General features: G+C 74.2%; 15 protein-coding genes and 1 pseudogene. 7 read left to right on the top strand and 9 right to left on the bottom strand.

The window, feature by feature from the left end; all coding sequences use genetic code 11:
• Positions 1-23: 23 nt before the first annotated feature.
• The gene (locus DFP74_RS25505; protein ID WP_121185468.1) at positions 24-368 is read right to left on the bottom strand and encodes a hypothetical protein; all 345 of its coding nucleotides are present in this window, start codon (positions 366-368) and stop codon (positions 24-26) included.
• Between the two features lie 131 nt (positions 369-499).
• Between DFP74_RS25505 and DFP74_RS25500 the strand changes: the two genes are divergently transcribed.
• Complete coding sequence (locus tag DFP74_RS25500; RefSeq protein ID WP_121185466.1) at positions 500-2,854, top strand: hypothetical protein; 2,355 nt, start codon at positions 500-502, stop codon at positions 2,852-2,854.
• A 10-nt stretch (positions 2,855-2,864) separates the two neighbouring features.
• Here DFP74_RS25500 and DFP74_RS25495 read toward each other — a convergent pair whose 3' ends face one another.
• Positions 2,865-4,226 (bottom strand): PQQ-binding-like beta-propeller repeat protein, encoded by a 1,362-nt coding sequence (locus DFP74_RS25495; RefSeq protein ID WP_158613059.1) that lies wholly within the window; start codon positions 4,224-4,226, stop codon positions 2,865-2,867.
• A 133-nt stretch (positions 4,227-4,359) separates the two neighbouring features.
• Positions 4,360-5,598, bottom strand: a complete 1,239-nt coding sequence (locus DFP74_RS25490) for an MFS transporter (RefSeq protein ID WP_121185462.1) — start codon at positions 5,596-5,598, stop codon at positions 4,360-4,362.
• 123 nt (positions 5,599-5,721) lie between these two features.
• Between DFP74_RS25490 and DFP74_RS25485 the strand changes: the two genes are divergently transcribed.
• Positions 5,722-6,282, top strand: a complete 561-nt coding sequence (locus tag DFP74_RS25485) for a CGNR zinc finger domain-containing protein (RefSeq protein WP_121188511.1) — start codon at positions 5,722-5,724, stop codon at positions 6,280-6,282.
• 689 nt (positions 6,283-6,971) lie between these two features.
• On the opposite strand, the gene DFP74_RS25480 is transcribed toward DFP74_RS25485, so the two are convergent.
• The 4 genes from DFP74_RS25480 to DFP74_RS25465 form a co-directional block, all read right to left on the bottom strand.
• Positions 6,972-12,002, bottom strand: a complete 5,031-nt coding sequence (locus DFP74_RS25480) for a HEAT repeat domain-containing protein (protein ID WP_121185460.1) — start codon at positions 12,000-12,002, stop codon at positions 6,972-6,974.
• Between the two features lie 160 nt (positions 12,003-12,162).
• Entirely contained in the window at positions 12,163-12,645 is a 483-nt protein-coding gene (locus DFP74_RS25475; RefSeq protein ID WP_121185458.1) for a YbaK/EbsC family protein, read from the bottom strand.
• 125 nt (positions 12,646-12,770) lie between these two features.
• Positions 12,771-13,586, bottom strand: coding sequence for a glycoside hydrolase family 16 protein (locus tag DFP74_RS25470; RefSeq protein ID WP_370013526.1), 816 nt, complete (start codon positions 13,584-13,586; stop codon positions 12,771-12,773).
• Between the two features lie 386 nt (positions 13,587-13,972).
• Positions 13,973-14,302: a hypothetical protein gene (locus DFP74_RS25465; RefSeq protein WP_121185454.1), complete on the bottom strand. Its 330-nt coding sequence runs from the start codon at positions 14,300-14,302 to the stop codon at positions 13,973-13,975.
• A 276-nt stretch (positions 14,303-14,578) separates the two neighbouring features.
• Here DFP74_RS25465 and DFP74_RS25460 point away from each other — a divergent pair, with 276 nt between their 5' ends.
• Positions 14,579-15,454, top strand: coding sequence for an alpha/beta fold hydrolase (locus DFP74_RS25460; protein WP_121185452.1), 876 nt, complete (start codon positions 14,579-14,581; stop codon positions 15,452-15,454).
• 140 nt (positions 15,455-15,594) lie between these two features.
• Complete coding sequence (locus DFP74_RS25455; protein WP_121185450.1) at positions 15,595-16,401, top strand: SDR family oxidoreductase; 807 nt, start codon at positions 15,595-15,597, stop codon at positions 16,399-16,401.
• A 42-nt stretch (positions 16,402-16,443) separates the two neighbouring features.
• On the opposite strand, the pseudogene DFP74_RS35235 reads toward DFP74_RS25455, so the two are convergent.
• Together DFP74_RS35235 and DFP74_RS25445 are read right to left on the bottom strand one after the other, a co-directional pair.
• Positions 16,444-16,527: pseudogene (locus DFP74_RS35235) on the bottom strand (DUF4291 family protein); the annotation flags it as partial.
• 35 nt (positions 16,528-16,562) lie between these two features.
• On the bottom strand, positions 16,563-17,360 hold the full coding sequence (locus DFP74_RS25445) for a siderophore-interacting protein (protein ID WP_121185448.1): 798 nt from the start codon (positions 17,358-17,360) through the stop codon (positions 16,563-16,565).
• Between the two features lie 299 nt (positions 17,361-17,659).
• Between DFP74_RS25445 and DFP74_RS25440 the strand changes: the two genes are divergently transcribed.
• Genes DFP74_RS25440 through DFP74_RS25430 form a run of 3 tightly spaced genes read left to right on the top strand, consistent with a single transcriptional unit; the run spans position 17,660 to position 20,577 of the window.
• Positions 17,660-18,766 (top strand): iron ABC transporter permease, encoded by a 1,107-nt coding sequence (locus tag DFP74_RS25440; RefSeq protein ID WP_121185446.1) that lies wholly within the window; start codon positions 17,660-17,662, stop codon positions 18,764-18,766.
• Positions 18,767-18,769: 3 nt separating this feature from the next.
• On the top strand, positions 18,770-19,549 hold the full coding sequence (locus tag DFP74_RS25435; RefSeq protein ID WP_121185444.1) for an ABC transporter ATP-binding protein: 780 nt from the start codon (positions 18,770-18,772) through the stop codon (positions 19,547-19,549).
• Positions 19,549-20,577 carry an ABC transporter substrate-binding protein gene (locus tag DFP74_RS25430; protein ID WP_121185442.1) on the top strand — a complete coding sequence of 343 codons (1,029 nt, stop codon included), beginning with the start codon at positions 19,549-19,551 and terminating at the stop codon, positions 20,575-20,577. The genes DFP74_RS25435 and DFP74_RS25430 overlap by 1 nt, the downstream gene beginning before the upstream one ends.
• Positions 20,578-20,862: the final 285 nt, after the last annotated feature.

Here is a 20,862-nt window from a genome sequence, read left to right as displayed (position 1 = left end):
GTGCCCTCCTCCGGCCGTTCCGGTCAGCGCGCCTCCAGGGCCTCGGCCCGCGCCTCCAGGTCCGCCGCGTGGTCGTCCCAGTCGGGACCGTGCGTCCACAGGTTGAGGGCCGCCTCGCGCATGAGCGCGGGCTCGTCCGGCCGTTGCAGGAGCACCAGCCGGTAGGCCAGGTTCCGGATCCAGACCGGCAGGCGGCCGTCGATCACGTTCGGGCAGAGCTCGCGCAACGCGGCGAGGATCGTCTCCGCGTCGGCGAACGTCAGCTCCTCGACGAAGTACTGCTCGACGTGCTCCCGGTCGCACTCCGGTGTCGGCCGGTACTCGTCCCCGTAGAGGCACCGGGCGTGTTCGGTCAGTGTGCTGTGCATGAGGGGACCCTACGACCCACCGCTCCGGCACGGGCGGGGTGAGGCCGCCCCGGGCCCCGGGCCCCGGGCCCCGGGCGCCGGCCTGGTGGCCAGTAGTCTGCCGTCGCACACCTGACGGAAACGGGGTACCGATGGACAGGCCGGACGGCCGGGGAACGGCGCGGGAGGACCGCCCGGACGGGGACGGCGAGGAGGCGGGCGGCGGCGACGCGGCCCCGACCGACCTGGCCCTGTGCGACGACTGGGCCGCGCTCTTCCACCGGGTCTTCGCGGTCTACGCGGGCCGGTTGTGGCCCCTGCTCGTCGTGGCGTCCCTGCCCGCGGTGCCGATCACCCTGCTGGGCCAGGCACTGCTGGTGGCGCCCGCCCGCGACGGCGTCTACCTCAACGGTGCGCCGGAGACCGCGATCGACCCGCTGGCCACCCCCTACCTGGTCGCCACCGGGATCGCCGTGCTCCTCGGACTGGCGGTCGCGCCGGTCGTCCTGGGCGGCGCCACCCTGCTGGGCACCGCCGCCCTGCTGGGCCGCCGGATCTCGCCGCGCCAGGCCTGGCGAGCGGCGCTGCCTCGCTACTTCACCACCCTGACCTGGATCCTGCTCCTGATCACCCTCCTCGTGGGCTCCCTGGCCTTCTTCCTGTGGGCCCTGTCCGCGGAGTGGGAGGAGGTGCTGACGGCCGTCCTGGTGCTCGGCGCGCTGATCCCGCTGCTGACCCTGTTGACGGTGTCGCTGCCACTGGCCCTGGTGGAGGGGCACGGTCCCTTCCGTGCCCTGTGGGAGGCCGCTCGTCTGGCCCGGCGCCGATTCGGCACCCACCTGCTCCTGGTGTCCCTGTCCTACGGGGTGTCGGTGGCCGCCGGAACCGGGCTGGAACGGGCTCTGCTGCGGTGGACGGACCTGGTGGAGGGCGGTCCCGTCCTGCTGGCCACCACGGTGCTGGCCGGTCTGCTCGCGGCACCGCTGTCCCTGCTTCTGGCCTGCGCCGCCGTGGTCTACTCCGGCACCGCGGGACCGGAGAACCCCTTCGCCACGCCGAGGCCGGCCCGCTACGACGAACGGGGCAGACTCGTCAGCCTGCCGCGTGAACAGCACCGGCACGCGGACCAGGGACCCGTGCGCGCCCTGGACCTGGTCCGTGTCGGTGCGCGGCTGCCCGAGCCCGCGCCCGACCGCTCCTCGGGCTTGGGCGGGCCCCGGGCGGTCGTGGTACCGGCCCTGGTCCTGGCCGTGTTCGGGGCCCCCTTGTCGGGCCCGGCGCTGCTGGCCGCGAACCCGTTCGGGTTGCCGGAGATGGACTCCCACCCGGTCGTGAGCGTGGGCGGGGACGAACTCTCGGTGAGCATGCGACCGACCGATCAGGGGGCGATGATCGGTGTCGCGGCGGGCCGGGTGGTGGACGTACAGGTGTGCGACCCCGAGTGCCGCTCGGTGCACGAGGGAAGCCCGGGGCGGCACGGCAACGGTGTGCTGGTCGGGGACGGTGGTGCCCAGTGGACGGTCTGGCGCGAGTACCTGCACGAGGACGCGTCGCCCAACGACGGGGCCCGTTACGCTCCGCATCCGGACTCAGGGCTCTACTGGATGTCCTGCGCCGATGTCACGGACTGCGAGACCCCCGACGAGGAGGTTCAGCTCCGCCATTTCACGGGCGACCACTACGACACCGCCTCGGGGATCACCCGGCTGGCCGACGGGCGCCTGCTGGTCGCCTCCTCCGTGCGCCACGACGACGACGCCGGGGCGGACCCGGGCGGACTGCGCCTGTACCTGTGCGCGGACACCTCCTGCGCCGACCCCGAGACGGTCCTGTTCCCACCGGAGCTGACGGTGGGCGGCTTCCTCACCGACGGGGACTTCCTGACCCCCGCCGCCTCCCCGGGCGGCGGATACGCGATGGCCGTGACGGACACCGTCCGCGGGACGCTGTCCGTGGTGGCCTGCGCCGAGGAGTCGTGCACGGACCCCGAGATCACCGAGATCCGCGGGGAGCGGTTCTACTCCGAGCACGAGAGCCGCCTCCGGGGCCGGTTCGGAGCCCGCGTGGAGTTCCGCTCCGACGGCACCCCCGTTCTGGCCTACCGGGAGCCCCAGGGCGGTCGGGCCCGGGTGGTGGACTGCCACGACCCGCTGTGCGCCGAGTTCACCGACACCGCCGTCACCGGTCCGGGCTGGGCCCGCCCGGTGCCCGGGCTGGCGGTGGACTCCCAGGACCGGGTCCACGTGCTCACCCCGGACTTCGTCCAGGAGCGCCTGGTGCTGCTGTCCTGCCAGGACCGGAGCTGTGCGCGGACCTCGGCGACCCCGCTGGAGGCGCTTACGGGGGCAGAACCGGCCGTGACCGTCCTGGCCCTGGACGGGGCGGACCGTCCGCACATGCTGTGGGGGCAGGGGCAGTCGCACGCCTCCTTCAGTGGCTGGACCGACTTCGATGCCGACGCGCGGTACCTGCGCTGCGCGGAGCCGCTCTGCGGATCCCGGTGGTGAGCCCCCCCGGTCAGTGGTCCACCGTGAACAGGCGGGGTTCGGCGCACGTGGTGCCGCCGGTGGGCGCGGCCATCGAAGGCGGGCGGAGACCGTCCGGGGCGCAGCCGAGGTACACGCCGACGACCTCGCCCTCCGTCCCCTCGTAGGCGGTCAGGTGTTCGGCCCCCGCCGCCAGGCCTTCCAGGGGGGCGGCGTCCACCCCGGGGCCGGTGGGCCGGACCGGGAGCAGGTCGTACTCCTGCGCGGACATCCCGGGGCCGAAGTCCTGGCGCTCGGCGCCGAACTCGTCCAGCAGGGCGACGGGGTCGACGTCACCGTCCTCGGCGAGGATCTCGCCGGTGCGGGCGTCCAGGGTGCGGTGGCCGTCCTCGTCGCGGACGTGGACCTCCTCGCCGGCGGTGGTCGAGACGATCCGCCCCGGCGCCGGGTGGGTCCACAGCACCTCGCCGTCGTCGGGGTCGACGGCGGTGATCCGCTCTCCACCGCACCGGGCATCCCCTGAGCCGCAGTCGGGTGTGTCCCACAGCAGCGGGCCGCCGGGGAGCGCCCACGGCTCGCTGTTCGCGCCGGCCGACTCGGGAACCCCGAACTCCGCGGTCCGCTCCCCGCCGGTGACCGCGGCGACGAAGGCGGGTTCGTCCTCGGGCGCGTAGATCAAGTAGAGGGTCTCGTCGGCCAGAGCGTGGGCGCCGCCGGACTCCAGGCGCGCGGACCACTCGACCTGTCCGGTGGCCGCCTCCACCAGGAAGTACCGGGGGTCCTCCTCGGTGTCCCAGGGCAGCTGTTCCCGCAGGACCAGGTGTGTGTCGTCGGCGGTCAGGACATCCACGTGGTCGAGGTCCTCGGGCAGGTCCGGCTCCATGGCCCGGGCCCCGTCGCGGTCGACGTCGAGAAGACGCAGGGACGTCCCGTCGTCCCGGGAGGCGGCGGCGCTCACCACCAGGGTCGGCCCGATCATCCGAAGCGCCGCCACGTCGAAGCCTGGGGACTCGGTCCACAGGGTCGCGGCGGTAACGGTGTCCACCGCGGTGACCGTGTCGGCCACGTGCACGAAGAGGATCCCGTCGGCCATCACCGCCCCGGGGGAGGGGTGTCGGCCGTCCAGCCAGTGCCCGGCGGGCCGGAGCTGCGGCGCGCTCTGCTCGTGCCGCTCCAGGTAGAAGTCGCCGTCCAAGGGCAGGGACCAGCGCACCGCCCCCGGCTGTCCGCAGTCGCCGTTCTCCGCGCAGTCGACCACGGCGTCCGGGCTGATCGCCGACGGCTCGGCGGACGCGGGCCGGTCGTCCTCGGCCAGGGCCGAGCAGGCGGAGAGCACGAGAGCGCAGGCGACCGCGAGCACGGGAACGGTGCGGACGCGGGTGGGGGAGAGCATGTGCCGCATCGTAGCGGGACGCGCGCCCGGTCCCTGAGGACGCCCCCGCGGGGGCCTGCGCAGCGGCGGCGGTGGCGCTCCCGTACTCCGCGGTGCCGTCGCCGCCGCCGTCGACGCGTTCGATCCGGGTGGGTCAGCGGGCGGCGCGGGCCTCGGCCAGCGCGGAGGGGGTGAGCACGCGCAGGAACGGCACGGCCATGGCCAGGGCGGCGACCGCGAAGAGCCCGAAGGTGCCACGGGCCCCGGCGAACTCGGCCACCACCCCGGCCAGCCCTGCGCCGAGGGGGACCGCGCCCCAGGTGAACAGCCGGGCGGCCGCGCTGTAGCGGCCCAGCATCTGCGGGGGCACCAGGCGCTGGGCGATCGTGCGGGCGTTGACCGTCCACAGCGTCCCGCCCATCCCGCCGAGGAAGGCCGCCGCGCCGATCACCGCCAGGTCGTCGGTCAGGGCCGGCGCCGCCACCATCGCGGCCGTCCCGAGCAGGTCGGCGAACATCGACCACCGCTGCCCCAGCAGCCGGTTCACCCAGCTCACGCTGAAGGCGCCGACGATCCCCCCGGCGCCGAGGCAGCTGAGCAGCAGCCCGTACTCGTGCTCGTCCAGGCCCAGGAGCGAGGTGGCGACCAGGGGCATCAGCGCCGTCCACGCGCCCCAGCAGGCCGCCAGTACCGAGATCATCGCGGCCATCCCGCGCAGGAGGCGGTTGCGCCACAGGAAGCGCAGACCCTCGACGAGCCGGTGGTGCACGGTGGTCGTCGGCGGCTGCGCGGACGGGGCGAAGTGCCCCACGAGCAGGAGCAGGAGCAGCACGCCGACCGCGTAGGCGGCGGCGGTGGCGCCCAGGGCGAAGGTGGCGCCCAGCGTGACCAGCAGTCCGCCGACGAACGGCCCGGCGAACTCGCCGCAGGCGGTCTCGGCCCCGGCCACCCAGGCGTTGGCCCGTTCGCGCAGCCGGGGGGCGACCGCCGAGGGGACGATGGCGGCGACGGAGGTCATGGCCACGACTTCGGCGAGGCCCATGAGGGCGCCGCCCGCGTAGATCACCGGCAGGGAGAGCTGCCCGGCGGCCAGCGCGGCGGCCAGGGCGCCCATGACCGCCACCCGGGTGAGGTCGGCGATCCACAGCAGGCGCCGCCGGTCGAACCGGTCGACGAGGACGCCCACGTGCAGGGCGGTCAGCAACCAGGGCAGCGACAGGGTCATGGCCACGGCGGCGATGAGACCGGGGGAGTCGGTCAGCCGGGTGGCCAGGAGGGGGAGCGCCACCTTGAGCACCCCGTCGGCGATGTTCGTGACGGCGGTGAAGGCCACGAGGACCCTGGTGTTGCGTCGGCTCGATCGGTCCTCGGTGGACGTCTCCGCGATGGTCATCGTAACCCCCAAAGAGCTTTTGGTGGATACTATCCTTGAGGAGTGACACTCCCACAAGGCATCGTGGTGAGAACTTGCTATCCTGTGTTCATAGATGACCGGTTGATGAAGAGGCGGGACGCGATGGAGCAGCCTGCGGCGGCACGGCGCGTTGAACGGTTCACCAACACGTTCGACCTGGAGAGCGGCCGCGACGACCTGGCCGACCCCGGCCTCCTCGCGCGATGGCTCGTCGACGCCGGCCTGGTCGAACCGGGGACGCGGGTGGACGAGGCCGACCACCGCGCGTGCCTCGACCTGCGCACGGGGATCCGCGAGGTCCTCGTCGCCACCGGTGAGCCGGATCCGCATCCGCTGGCCCGGGCCGACGCGCTCCTGGCCGAACTGCCCGTCCTGGTCAGCCTCACCTCGGCGGCCGGGGGCCGTGCGATCCTCGTGCCCGCGCCGGGGCTGGCGCCCGTACGCCGTGCCTGCGTGCGGCTCGCGCTGGACTGGGTCGACCTGGTGTCGACGGGACGGTCGGTGCGGATGAAGCGGTGCATGGAGCACACGTGCGGATGGGTCTTCTGGGACGGGTCGAAGAACCAGAGCCGCCGCTGGTGCTCGATGCGCGTGTGCGGCAACCGCACCAAGTCCCGCCGGCACACCGAGCGCGCCCGCCGGACGGCCGGATCCGCCGACTGACCGGTGCCCGGGAGCGTCCGTTCGAGGAGCCGCGCGTGGCGGGTGTTGTTCCGGCGGTCACACGGGCCGCGGCGAATTACGCGGGCCGCGGCGAATTACGCGGGCCGCGGCGAATTACGCGGGCCGCGGCGCATCATGATTTCTCCCGACAAGGAGGAAATCCAGGACTCGGCGTGGCACCATGAATTCTCGAGACGCCGATGCTCCGAGACTCCGATGCGCCGGATCAGCGTGCGTTGTGTTTCTGAGGAGGCTGTCGTGCCCCTTGTTCTCGTCCATGGCCCCCGGCGGGGCGGTTCGGCGCAATTCCGCGGAAACCGCGTTCTTCGGTGGCGCACTCTTCTCGGGAAGGAATTCGTCCCTTCCCGGGAAAGCCCCGGAGCGCCGATCGGAGCGGTGGACGCCGGCGCGGCGCGGGTGCCTGGCCGAAGGCGGCGGGCGCGCGGGCCCGGGTGAGGAACCGGCCGTCGTCCTCCGTACCCCGGACGGTGAGGGCCAGGGATGGAGCGGTCTCGGCTGCGACACCCTGCTCCACCGACCCGGGTCCTCCTGAACTCCTGGAAGAGGAGGGACCGTCCCTTCGCGTCCTCTCCGGCCGGGGCGGGGCCCACGCCGATCCGGACCTGTCGAACCACGCACTCCTCGCCCACGGGGCCGAGGGGCCGGCGCTCTGGACTCCGTGAAGTGCATCAGTCGTGGTCGGCCTCGATCCGGGCCAGGACCTCGGCGTAGGTGTCGCGCCGGTCGGGCCGAGCGTGGTCGGCGGCGTACCTGAGCGCGGGGACGGCGGCCGTACCTATGTCGGCGAGCCCCTGCGCGGCGGCGGCCCGGACCACGGCGTGTGCGTGGGTGAGCAGGCCGACCACCTCGGGGATCGCGGCCTCCCAACGGGCGTGGCACAGGGTTCGCACGGCCATGCGCACCACGTCCGGCCGCGGATCGTCGAGCAGGAGCACGGTCAGACGCAGGTGGGTGTCGCGGTCCAGGAGCTCCCGGGCGGCCCGGTAGGCGTACAGGCGGACCTTGGGGCGCGGCCGCTGCAGGAGATCGGTGAGCAGGTCGACCAGCGCGGGGTCGGTGTCCGGGCCGGGGCCGCGATGGTCCTCAACCAGTGCCCGCAGGGCTCGGCGTGCAATCTCGGGGTCGCTGGTCCCGGCGAGGCGGAGGAGGTCCGCCCGGGGGCTCCCCTGCGGCTCCGGCCGGGCCGCGGGCGGACGGCGCTCGCGCAGAGTGCGCAGGACGGCGTCGGCGCGGCGCGCGGCGGTCCCGGGCGGGCACACCGGGCCGTCGACGAGCTCGAGATCGTCGGCGAGGTCGGTACGGCCCTGGGCGCGCAGCCGGTCGACGGTTCGGGTGAGCCAGGCCGTGCGCAGGAGCGGTCGGCCCCTGAACAGGTCGAGCCATCCGTGGTCACCGGATTCGACGCGCTCGCGCAGGTGGCCGGCGAGGACGTCGGCGGGGACGCGGTGCAGGAGGTTCACCACGTTCGGGCGCAGGTCGGCGGGGCCGTGTTCCCACCACTCCAACAGCAGGGGCACCAGAGGGAGGAGGGCTGCCGGGGTCAGGTACGCCGCCACGTGGAGGAGGCGTTCGGCTCGTATCTCCTTCGCGCGCCAGATCCGGGGGTCGGCCGTGGCCAGGGCATCGGTGAGGGTGTCGCCCAGGTAGAAGCCGAGCGGGAGGGCGAGGTCTCCCCGCAGGTAGGCGTCGAGAACCTTCCGGCGTACCCCCGGATCCGGCCACTTCGCGAGCCTGAGGGCGGCGCCGTCGTGGCGCTGGTGCCCCGGATCCCGGAGCAGGGCCAGCAGCCGTTCCCGCAGGGCGAGGGAGGGCGGCTGGTCGAGGTCGTCGTCGCGTACGGCGCGTGGGCGCGGTTCCGGGAGCGCTCGGGCGTCCTCTCCGATGGTCCACGGCGTGGCGCCGAGCGGCTGCAGGTCGCACATCCAGTCCACGAGCAGGGGGCGCACCTGTGGCTCGGCGGTCGCGTACACCTCGACCAGGGCGGCCAGACGCCGCCGTGTACCGATCCCACCGGTCGCCCCGGCCCCACCGCTCCTTGTGGTCGGACCGTCGGCAACGGTGGACCCGGCCTCAGCGGTCGTACCCGGACCGTCGGCCGTGTTCGATCGCTCGGTCGCGCCAGTTCTCTCGGTCGTGTCCGGCTCGTCGGTCGTTTCCGTTCTCACCTCCGTGCCGGCCACGGCGGCCAGGTCCGTGCGGCGCAGGTCCGACAGATCCGTCGTCGAGCGCACCGCCGCCCGTAGCGCGCGGTCCCAGTCATCGGCGCCGGGCTCGTGCGCCTCGTGCGGGGGGAGGGCATCGGAGCGCTCCTCCTCCGTGCCGATCCCGAACGCCTCGCGCAGAACGGCCGTCTCGGCCGCCCAGGGATCGGGGCCCGACCGGGCCGCGGCCAGCGCCCGGTCCAGGTCGGATCGGACCGGCACCGCGCCCAGTACGCGCAGCGACCGGAGCAATCGGCGGCCGTCGACGGCGCCCAGAGGCAGGGTGCGCAGGCGTTCCACCGCCGCGAAGGCCTCGTCCGCGGCCAGCATCGGTGCCGCCTCCTCCAGAGCCCGGACCAGGCCGTCCACCAACTCATCGACCAGGACCGCGCCGGGTTCCCCGCGGCCGGGCGATGCCTCGGTCGACACCCTGTGGGAGCCACCGGACGCCGCCGCCAGATCGGCGAGGCCGTCCACCAGCGTGGTGGCGTGCCGTGCCAGGAGGCGCCGTTCCCCCTCGGATCGAGGCGCGGGGCACGCCGGCAGCGCCAGTCGAAGCACGCGCGCGGTCGGCCCGGACTCCGCGAGCCGCAGGAACTCCGCGAGGCGGGGACGCAGTCGCTGGAGCCGTTCAGGGTCGGGCGGCTCCGGCCGGGTCGCCAGCCGCAGTGCGACCGCCGCGTCCCACCCCCGTTGCAGCAGGGCTTCGACGTCGGCGTCCGCCGCCGCGTTCGCGTGACCCTGACCCGACGTCGCGCCCGCGGCCGGGGTGACCCCGTGCGCGGACATCGCGGCGGCCAGATCCTCGGGTACGCCGTCGGCCAGGCGGACGTCGCCCGCGTCGACCAGGACGAGCAGGTCCCGGGCCGTCGGCGATCCCTGGTCGGCCAGCGCCGCGCACGTGTGCACCGGCAGGAGGCCGTCGAGGCTCCGCAACAGCCGGCGGCGGGCCTGCCTGGCGGTACCCTCGGCCGCCGCGAGCACCGTCGCGGTCCGGGTCTCGCCGAGGACCGCGCTCAGGGCGCGCAGGAGCTCCGCGCGCAGCCCCGGGTTGTCGGAGCGCCCCAGGTGGCGCAGCAGCGCGGGAACGGCGGAGGGGGTGCCCGCCTCGACCAGGGCCCGGGCGGCGGTCTTGCGGATGTTCATGTTCGCGTGGTCCAGACAGGCGGCGATCGCTCCGCTCGCCCAGCGCGCCCGGGCGCGGCCCAGGGCGCTGACGGCCTGTCGGACGGTCTGGATATCAGGGGCCGAGGTCAGCGCGACGAGTGAGGCGGACAGGGCCCGCGCGCCGTCACCGACGTCACACACGTTGCCCGCGCCGCCCTCTTCGTCCGTGGGCCGCCCGGCCACCAGGGCGATCGCGTGCTTGCGCACGTGCGGGTCCCGGTGGCGCAGCAGCCGGTGCACTCGTGGACGGGTTCCCGGGAAGGGCACGCGCGTCAGGAGTTCGAGCAGCACGACGAGTTCGTTGTCGGTCAGGTCGGGGCGCTCCACCAGGTCCAACGCGAGGCTCGCGGTGAACGCACGACCGGCGGCCCCGCCGTCGGCGGCGTCCAGCAGGCTGACCGGGCGGATACGGCCCCGCGCGTGGAGCCGGCGCCCCAGGTCGCTCAGCGCGCCGACGACCTTCTGGGGCACGGTGGGTTCCTCGGGGGAGCCGCCCTCACCGAGCGGCCAGGGGCCCGCGTCGGGTTCGCGGGCCGCAGCGACGTCGCCCACCACCCGCAGCAGGAGGTCGGACAGCACGGCGTGAGGGGTCGCGTCGCCGTGCGCGGCCACCGTGTGCAGCGAGCCCACGGGATCGTCGGGATCGAGGCGGGCGGCCAGCACGGCCAGTTCCGCCGGGTCCGGCGCGCCCAGATCGGCCAACACACCGGAGGGGAGGTCGTGCGGATCGAGCCTGGAGAGGAGTGCCCGGCGCCGCTCCGGGGTGTCGGTCAGCCGCCAGAGCAGGGTGAGCGCCTCGTGCCGCACCGGACGCAGCGGGACCGCGATACCGGTCTCCGTGGGCGGGTCGTCGGGGCCTGGCTCCGAGCCCTCGTCCTCGCCTGCCCGGCCCGCCCCGCCGTCGACTCCCGTCTCGGCGCGCGCCGCTGTGCCGGCGTCGCCGGCGGCCGGATCCCGCGGGAGGCTCCCCTCGCCGTCGCGTTCGTCGGCGAGGCCGAGCCCTTCGGCCAGGGCGCGTGCCGTCCGCTCTCCGCCCACGGCCTCCAGAGCGCGCAGGGCGGGCGCCGGTGCGGTCGGCAGGAGCGCGAGCACCGCCTCCTCCGCGTCCTGGTGGCGCAGGGCGCGGACGGCGTTCAGGAAGGGCGCGGGTGTCGGGACCAGTGGCAGCAGCCGGGTGACCTCTGCTCCGACGGGCAGGTCCGCCGTGCCCTGCTCGGCGAGGGCGAGCAGGAGGTCCAGGCGGCGCGGCCAGGAGGGATCGTCCGGAGCGGCTTCGGTCAGTGGACCCCACGCCTGCCGTCGGCACGTGTAGAGCACCGTGGCGGCCTCGCGGGGAGGGATCGAGTGGTCGGCCAGGGCCAGGGCGACCACGGTCGGGGCGGCCTCCGGTGGCGGGAAGTGCCCGCGCCGGTGCAGCCCGCTCAGACAGGTCAGCGCGGCCCGGCCCCACAGCGGCGGATCGGTGGCCGCGAGGTCCACCAGGGGCGCGATGTCGTCGCGCTCGGCCAGGTCGCCGAGGAGTTCGAGGGCGCGTCGGCGCGCGCCCGGCGGCAGGTCGGGATCGGTCACCGCCCGTCGCACGAGGTCGCCGTGGCCGTGGTGGGCCGCGGCGGTGAGTGCCGCCGCGGTCACCTCGTGGCCGCGGGTCCCGCCCGAGAGCAGACCGGTCAGCAGGTCGGCGGACAGCGGTTCCAGCGCCGCCCACGGCTCGCAGAGCTCGCGCAGTGCGTCGGCCACCGCGCCCGGCGCCCCCGAGCGCAACAGGCGGACGGTGTGGCGACGGGCCGGGGCGGGCGCGAGGAGTCCGGCGCGCAGGCCTTCGCGGACACAGCGCAGCGCCTCGGCCGCCAGGACCGGGTCGCCGCTCTCGGCGAGGGCGGCCACCAGCGGTTCCGGCAGGCGGGTGCGGGCGGTGTCGGCCTGCCGGGCGGCCTGGTAGAGGAGTTCGCCGGGCGGCTCGCGGCGCAGCGCCGCGGCCGGTGCGGCGTGCAGTTCGGCGCGCAGCCAGGCCACCTGGACCGGCACGGGCAGGTCGGCGGTGCGCCAGGCCGGCCAGGGACGGCCGTCGGCCCGCGCCACGCACCGTTCGTGGACGCGGGCCAGCGCCAGCACCGCCTCGGCGGGGCCGTCCAGGTCACCGGGCAGCGCCGTGCCCGCGGCGGCCCACACCGCGTCGGGACCGGCGCCCGAGTCCAGCGCGTCGGCGAGGCGGAGCACGCCCCGCCAGCGGGAGTGGGGGTCGCGCAGCAGGCGCGCCGCGTCGTCGACCGCGTCGTCGACCGCGTGATCGCGATGCGTCGGGCGGGGCTCGGAATCGGCTCGGTGTGGCACGCCCGGATCCTAGGCCATCCTCGGTGGATTCTCACGCCGTTTTCGAGCCCCGGAACCGCCCACCGGACCGGCCCCGCGCCACCGGATCGGCCCCGCGCCGCTGGCACGGCCCCGCGCCCGCCGGGACGGGCCTCGCGGGTCCGTGTCCGGAACGGGCGGATCAGTTCACCGCGACCGGGGTGCCGCCGGTCATCTTCACCAGTTCGGCGAAGTCGGTCGGGAAGATCGTGTTGGGTGTACCGGCGGCGGCCCACAGCCGCTCGTAGTCGGCCAGGGACGCGTCCACCACGGTCTCGACCGGCGCCGGGTGACCCACGGGGGCGACCCCGCCGATGGCCTGGCCGGTGGCGGCCCGCACCTCCTCGGGCTCGGCGCGGCGGATCGTGCCCTTGCCCAGCCGCTCGGCCAACAGGGCGGTGTCCACCCGGTGCCGGCCACTGGTCATCACCAGCAGCGGCCGCTCGTCCGCCATGAACACGAGGCTGTTGGCGATCGCGCCGACCTCGCAGCCCAGCGTCTCGGCCGCGGCCCGCGCCGTACGGGTCGAGGCGGGGAGCTCCCGCACGCGGCCCCCGGATCCGAACCGGTCCAGCGCCTCGACCACCCGTCGGCTGCGCTCGGGTAGTTCCGTGCCCTCGGCCATGCTCACTCCTTCGCGTCGACGTCTGTGGAGGGCACGCTACGCCGACCGGGCGGGTCCGCGCACGCGGATGCGCGGACCGGCCGGACCGGCGGCGGACGTGGCGGGCCGCCGCCGGTCCTCCCGGGTCAGAGGTCGTAGACCCGCACGTAGTCCACGACCATCTGCTGGGGGAAGCTCGTCGTCTGGTCCGGGTAGCCCGGCCACTCGCCGCCGACGGCCACGTTGAGGATCATGAAGAACGGGTGGTCGTAGACCCAGGTGTTCCCGCCCAGGTCGGCGGGGGTGAGGGTGTTGAACGCGACGTCGTCGACCGACCAGGTGATGGAGTCCGGCGTCCACTCGACGGCGTAGACGTGGAAGTCGTCGGTGAACGCGCCGCCCTGCGGGTGCTCGTAGGAGGCGCCGATCCCGCCCCCACCGGAGTACCCCGGACCGTGCACGGTGCCGTGGACGGTGCTCGGCTCGTGCCCGACGTTCTCCATGATGTCGATCTCGCCGGAGTTCGGCCACGGGGTCTCGGGGAAGTTATCGCCCAGCATCCAGAACGCGGGCCACACCCCCTGGCCGGTGGGGATCTTGATTCGGGCCTCGAAGCGGCCGTAGGCCTGCTCGACCTTGTTCTGGGTGGTCAGCCGGGCGGAGGTGTAGCCGCCGTCGGCCTCCTGGCGGGCGGTGATGACGAGGTTGCCGTCGCCGTCCAGAGCCGAGTTCTCCCGGCTGTCGGTGTAGTTCTGCAGTTCGCCGTTGCCCCAGCCGTGGTCACCGGTCTCGTGGTTCCAGTGCGCGGGGTCGGGGGCAGCGCCGGCCGGTCCGTCGAACTCGTCGGACCAGACCAGCGCCCCGGCGGCGGCGGCCAGGTCGGCGTTGCCGCCGGTGGCGGAACCGGTGCCGCCGTGGGGGAGGGCCAGGGCGGTCAGGGCCAGCGCCGCGGTGGCGGCCACCGCTCCGGTGGCGACGAAGGCGGGGACGCGGCGGGCGGGACGGTCTTTTCTGCGCTGCACGGGGGCTCCAGTCAGATAGCGGGGATCAGCCGGTGGACGGAGCCGTGACACGCGCGAAGTAGCGGATTCCGCGCGGGCCGTGGGGTGGATCCGGCCACTCACTGAATATGTGTTAAGTGACTGTAGGTGTGCGTCCCGTCGCGGACAAGGGGTGTTGGGGGACAAATGGGAATCACTCCCGGATTCGACCGTCCCCGCCCGTGCGCCACCTGCCCTCAACCGCGCCGCGCGCCGGCGCCCGCCCGCGTCCCCGCCCTCAAGCGCTCGCGCGTCACTCATGCCCCGGTTCCGGCGCGCCGGCGCCCGCCCGCGTCCCGTCGCGGCGGTCAGGTCCGCGACTTCACCACGACCGTGACGCCCCGGTAGTCGTCCAGGCCGGTGGCGACCTGGGGGTGGCCCGAGGCGTTGGTGATCTCGGGCAGCTCGTGCACGGCCGCGCCGAAGAAGTCGGCCCAGCTGCGGGTGGCCGACATCCCGCCGTCGCGGATCTCGCCGAGCAGCCGCCCCTGGTGGTCCAGCCGCCACTCCACCACCGGCAGGTCGTGTTCGGCCTCGGCCGAGATCAGGCGGGGGAGCAGATCGGCCGCCCGCGCCCGTGTGCGCGGAAAACCGGACGGCTCGGTGTCGGCGTCGGTGCTCCTGTCCGGGGTTCCCATGCTTGGCCTTCCGTTGGCTCCATCGACGCCACCCATTGTTTCGCAGCGCGCGCCGAAAATCGGGGAAACCGCCAGATCAGACGACAGGACACCGTCCCGCGACCCGTCGACGGCCAGGTCGGTGCGAACCCCGGGCGGCGACGGGGAATCCGGTGAAGCGACAATGTCCCTGATGTCCGCGCGGTCGGTCCCGGCGGTCCTCGCCCTCCGGGGCGGGCGCCCACGGCCGTGTGCGGCCCCGCTCCCGTACGCGCCCGCCCCCAGCAGGAGTCGACGATGTTCACACTCACCGGTCGAGACGGCCTGACCATCCACGTCCACGCGTGGGTGCCCGAGGACCCCGTGCGCGGGGTCGTGCAGATCTCCCACGGCATGGGCGAGCACGCGGCCCGCTACGCCCCGCTCGCCGCGGCCCTCAACGCCCGGGGCTACGCCGTCTACGCCGACGACCACCGGGGCCACGGGCTCTCGACGCACGCCGTTCCGGGCGATCTCGGCGACAACGGGTGGAACCTGCTCGTCGACGACATGGCCGCCCTCTCCCGTGAGGTCGGGTCGCGCCACCCCGACCTGCCCCTGGTCCTGGTCGCGCACAGCCTCGGCTCGTTCGCCGCCCAGCAGTACCTGCTCGACCACCCCGGCCTCGCCGACGGCGTGGCCCTGTGCGGCACCACCGCCGTGGACCTGCTGCTGTCCCGCATGGTCGAGTCCGGGGCCGCCGACTCCACGGCCTACTTCAACGCCGCCTTCGAGCCGGTCCGCACCGAGGCGGACTGGCTCAGTCGCGACGAGAGCCAGGTGGACGCCTACATCGCCGACCCGCTGTGCGGTTTCGGTCTCACGGACGCGAGCATGGGCCTGCTGCTCACCGCCGCCTTCGAACGGCTCGGCGACCCGTCCAAGGCCCCCGACGACCTGCCGCTGTACGTGCTGGTCGGCGACCGCGACCCGCTCAACCAGGGGCTGGAGTTCAGTGACGCGCTGGTCGACCGCTACCGCCGCGCGGGCGTCGCCGACCTGACCTACCGGGTCTACGAGGGGGCCCGGCACGAACTGTTCAACGAGACCAACCGCGAGGAGGTGTTCGCCGAGCTGATCGCCTGGATCGACCGCATCACCGCCGACGACGCACCCGAGCCGACCACGCCCTAGCGCCCCTCCGGCTGCGCCGTGCCCGCTGCGCCCTGCCCGCTGCGCCCCTCCGGCTTCGGCCGGGCCGCGTCGCCCGGACCACGCGGCCCGGCCGGAAAAGCCGTTGCCAGTCGGATTCCGGTCCAGGATCATCCGTTCCCATGAGCGACCACCGCCCGACCGAACCCGCCCCGCGCCCCGCCCCCGGCACCCGTCCCGTCGCCCTGGTGACGGGGGTGGGCCGCACCGTCGGCATCGGCGCCGCCATCGCCGACCGGCTCGCGGCGTCCGGCTGGGACATCGCGTTCACCTACTGGACGCCCTACGACGCGCGCATGGACTGGGGCGTCGAGGAGGGTGCCACCGAGGACACGGTCCGCGCCCTGGCCGACTCCGGAGCCGCCGCGGCGGCGATCGAGGCCGACCTGGCCGACCCCGGCGCGCCCGCGACGATCTTCGACGCGGCCCAGGAACGCCTCGGCGACGTCACGGCCCTGGTGATGTGCCACTGCGAGTCCGTCGACTCCGGCCTGCTCGACACCGGGGTCGAGAGCTTCGACCGGCACTTCGCCGTCAACGCGCGCGCCTCGTGGCTGCTGATCCGCGAGTACGCGCGGCGGTTCCGCGGCGACCACGGGACCGGCCGGATCATCGCCCTGACCAGCGACCACACCGTCGACAACCTGCCCTACGGCGCGAGCAAGGCCGCGCTGGACCGCATCACGCTCGCCGCCGCCCGCGAGCTGGCCCACCTGGGCGTGACCGCCAACGCGATCAACCCGGGCCCGGTCGACACCGGGTGGATGAGCGGCGCGGTCAGGGAGCAGCTCGCGGGCCTGACCCCGCTCGGCCGCCTGGGCACCCCGCGGGACACCGCGCACCTGGTGGACTTCCTGTGCTCCGAGCGCGGGCAGTGGATCAACGGCCAGCTGCTCAAGAGCGACGGGGGCATCAGCGCGATCAGCTGACCTCAGCCGTCGACGCCGAGTCGCCGGGCGTTCTCGCTCGGCCCTGCGTGCCCCGTTGCCGAGGTACATCAGCCACAGGAACGACGGCTTGATCCAGGTCATCCGGTGCAAGGAGAACGGCGGCACGCACCGCCCGGTGCGGCGGTGGCCGGACCGGCGGCTCAGTCCGCGACGGCCTGGCCGTGGCGCCAGTAGCCCACGAAGGTGATGTCCGGCTTGGGGACGCCGTGCTCGCGGACCAGGGTGCGCCGCAGGCTGGTCGGCAGGGCGTTCTCCCCGGCCACGAAGCAGTACGGGCGGCCCTTGGGCAGCGCGGCGCCGCACACGGTGTCCAGGGCCAGGCGCCCGGGCACGGCGTGCGGGTCGGTGCGGGGCAGCCAGTGCACGTCCACGTGCGGCCGGGAGGGCAGCGGGCGCACGTCGTCGGGGGAGGGGACCTCCAGGAAGACCTGGGCCCGCAGGTCGTCGGAGGCCTGCTCCAGGATGGAGACCAGGGCCGGTACGGCGCTCTCGTCGCCGACCAGCAGCTGCCACTCGGCGTCGTCCGAGGGCTGGTAGTACACGCCCTCGGCCAGGATCCCGGCCTCGTCCCCGGGGGAGGCGGATCCGGCCCAGGCCGAGGCGGGCCCGCCGTCCCCGTGGTCGACGAACTCCAGCTCCAGCTCGCGGGCCTCGGCGTCGAAGGAGCGGACGGAGTAGTTGCGCACGTGCGGGCGCACGTCGTCGGACATGGCGTACATCTGCTCGACCCAGCGCCGGTCGGCGGCGGTGGGCATGTGCAGCCGCTCCTGCCCCTGGCGGGGCAGGAAGAGCCGGACGAACTGGTCCCGGCCCAGGAACTCGAAGCCGCTCAGCTCCTCACCGCCCAGGACCACCGAGACGAAGTTCTTGCTGACGCGCTCGGTGCGCACCACACGGGTGCGGATCATCGTGCGATGGCTGGGCTGTTCGATGCGCACGGGGCCTCTTCCTCGTCGGCGCGGTGTGGGGATGCCGGGGGTGTAGGTAAGGCTAGCCTCACCAAGGGGTCGCCGTCGAGTCGGGGCGGGGGAGGGGTTCTCAGGTCGGTGGCGGGCGCGACGCACGGTGCGGGCGTGATTCCAGTGCGGTGGTCCGCGGTCGTCGGCGGTCGAAGCGGGCCGGGCCTCCCTCGCGCAGCGGGCGTGAATCGGCGGAACCTCCCCCGGAGCGGGCGGAATGTGGTAGAAGTTCTCCAAGAACGAAAACCGTTTTCATTTCCCCGTGAAGGAGGTCGCGCGTGCGACCGCCCGGCACCACGGCTCCCCCCGTGACCGCCCCCGCGTCCTCACCGCCCGCACCTTCGAACCGCCCGCGCGGCCTCGCCCCGGTCCTGGCCGCGGTCCTGGTCCCGCTGCTGGCCGTCTCGGTCCTGCTGGCCGTCGGCCTCGGCGCCGCGGTGATCCCGCCCGCCGAGACCGCCCGCTACCTCTGGGCCGCCCTGTCCGGCGGCACCATCGGGGCCGACGAGCTCTCGCGCTACCAGATCGTCTGGCAGATCCGCACCCCGCGCGTGCTCCTGGCCGCCACCGTCGGCGCCGGGCTCAGCGTGGTCGGCGTCGCCGTCCAGGCCATGGTGCGCAACCCCATCGCCGACCCCTTCGTCCTGGGCATCTCCTCCGGGGCCTCGGTCGGCGCGGTCACCGTGGGCGTGTTCGGCGTCCTGTCCTCCCTGGGCGTGTACGCCGTCTCCGCCGGGGCCTTCGCCGGAGCCGCCGTGGCCACCGCGATCGTCTACGGGCTCGCCCACTCCAGCGCGGGGGTGACCCCGCTGCGCCTGGTCCTGACCGGCGTCGCGCTGTCCTTCGGCTTCCAGGCCCTGATGAGCGTCATCGTCTACTTCACCCCCAGCAACGAGGCCACCAGCACGGTGCTGTTCTGGACGATGGGCGGCTTCGGCGCCGCGAGCTGGGGGTCCCTGCCGCTGGTCGCCGCCCTGGTGGTGGTCGGGGCGGTCGTGGTGCACCGCTCCAGCCGCTCCCTGGACGTGGCCGCGCTCGGCGACGAGACCGCCGCCAGCCTGGGCGTGGACACCGGCCGCCTGCGCGTGACCATGTTCCTGCTCACCGCCGTGATGACCGGCGCGATGGTCGCGGTCAGCGGCGTGATCGGCTTCGTGGGCCTGGTCGTGCCGCACGTGGTGCGCATCCTCGTGGGCGCCGCCCACCGCCGCGTCCTGGTGGTGGCGCCGCTGGCCGGCGCCGTGTTCATGGTGTGGGTCGACCTGGCCTCCCGCGTGCTGGTCGCGCCTCGTGAACTCCCGCTGGGCGTGCTCACCGCGCTGGTGGGCGTGCCGGTGTTCCTCACGCTCATGCGCCGCCGCGGCTACGTGTTCGGGGGGCGGTGAACCGTGGAGCTGTGCGTCGACGACCTCTCCGTCACCCTCAACGGGGCCGCGCTGGTGCGCGAGCTGTCCCTGGACGTCGAGCGCGGGCAGATGGTCGCGCTCGTGGGCCCCAACGGCTCGGGCAAGTCCACCGTGCTGCGCTGTGTCTACGGGGCCCTCAAACCCTCCGGCGGCCGTGTACTGGTGGACGGCTCCGACCTGTCCGCCCTGGGCCTGCGCCGCGCCGCACAGCAGGTGGCCGCCCTCACGCAGCAGGGCGGTACGGAACTGGACTTCACGGTGGCCGAGGTGGTCGCCCTGGGCCGGACCCCGCACCTGCGGGGGAACCAGCCGCTGAGCGCGCGCGAACGCCTCCTGTGCGAGGCGGTCATGGCCGACCTGGACGTGCTCCACCTCGCCGACCGCGGAGTGCTCGGCCTGTCCGGCGGCGAGCTCCAGCGGGTGCTCATCGCCCGCGCGCTGGTTCAGGAGCCCCGGGTCCTGGTGCTGGACGAGCCCACCAACCACCTGGACCTGCGCCACCAGGTCCGGCTGCTGTCCCTGCTGCGGGCCCGCGCGCACACCGTGCTGGTGGTGCTGCACGACCTCAACCTGGCGGCCGCCTGCGACACCGTCGGGGTGCTCTCCCAAGGGCGGCTGGTCGCCTCGGGCGCCCCCGCCGACGTCCTGACCCGTGAACGCGTCCGGGACGTGTTCGGCCTCGAGGTGACGGTGGTCGACCACCCCCTCACCGGCAACCCCCAATTGCTCTACTCGCTGGACGAGGGAGCCGAAGGAGTCTGATGACCGCGATCCGAACGGCCCCGCACCGGTACGGGGCCGCCGCCCCCGTGGCCGTGCCCCTGGCCCTGACCCTCGCGCTGACCGGCTGCGGTGCCCAGGTGGAGGAGACCGCCCAGGCCGACACCGTGACCGTGAACCGCTGCGGCGAGGAGGTGGAGTACACCACGCCGAGCAACGCCGTGGTCTACGAGGGCGGCAGCGCCGACAAGATGTTCGCGCTCGGCCTGGCCGACCACGTGCACGGGTACGTGATGCCGCCGGCCAACCCGCCGGTCACCGAGTCCCCGTGGGCCGACGACTACGCGCAGGTGGAGTTCCTCAGCGACGACCTGCTCAACAAGGAGGTCGTGGTCGACGCCGGCGCCGACTTCGTGGTGGCGGGCTGGAACTCCGGGTTCAGCGACGAGCGCGGCATCACCCCGGAGATCCTCGACGACCTGGGCGTGCAGAGCTTCATGCACACCGAGTCCTGCTACAACTACCCCGGCTTCCCGGAACGGGTGGAGCCCTTCGAGGGGCTCTACACCGACCTGGAGCGGCTCGGCGACATCTTCGGCGTGCGCGAGCGCGCCGACGGGGTGGTGGCGGAGTACCGCGAGCGTGTGGAGGCGGTGCGGGCCGAGGCCCCCGAGGGCGACCCGGTGCCGGTGTTCCTCTACGACTCGGGCACCGACCAGCCCTTCACGGCCGCCGCGCAGGTCCCGCCCAACGACATCATCCGCTTCGCCGGGGGCGAGAACGTCTTCGGCGACCTGGATGAGCGCTGGACCCAGGTGAGCTGGGAGGCGGTCGTGGACGCGGCGCCGGAGGTGATCATCATCCTCGACTACGGCGACCAGCCGGCCGAGGAGAAGATCGAGTTCCTCACGACCTCTCCGCACACCTCCGAGCTGCCGGCGGTGCGCTCGGAGAGCTTCTTCGTCCTGGACTACAACGAGGGCATCAGCGGCCCGCGCGTGGTCGACGGACTGGAGTCCTTCGCCGAGTACCTGCGCGCACACGCCGCCGAGGCCGAGGACGCCGCCTGAGGCGCCCCCCGAACCGGTGGGGCCGGGCTCCGCGATCGCCCGGCCCCACCTCCCCTCTCCGCCCCTCCCGGCCCCCGTTTCGGTCCCGCCCCCAGCGCCGTTCCGGCGCGCCGCAGGCCGGGGTCCGGGTGCCGGAACCCGCGACGGGAAGGGCGTTTCCGGTCTCTCCGACCGGTCGGCAGGTCACGTATCGGCGTCGTGATCGCCCGCGCTGTTGACGTTCGTGACTGTGCATACCAATGATGTCAGAGTCGATGATGTTGTGATTTGGGACACGGTGGGTGG

It is taken from the genome of Nocardiopsis sp. Huas11 (assembly GCF_003634495.1).
Taxonomy (GTDB): domain Bacteria; phylum Actinomycetota; class Actinomycetes; order Streptosporangiales; family Streptosporangiaceae; genus Nocardiopsis.
This window is presented reverse-complemented; position numbering and strand designations above follow the sequence as displayed.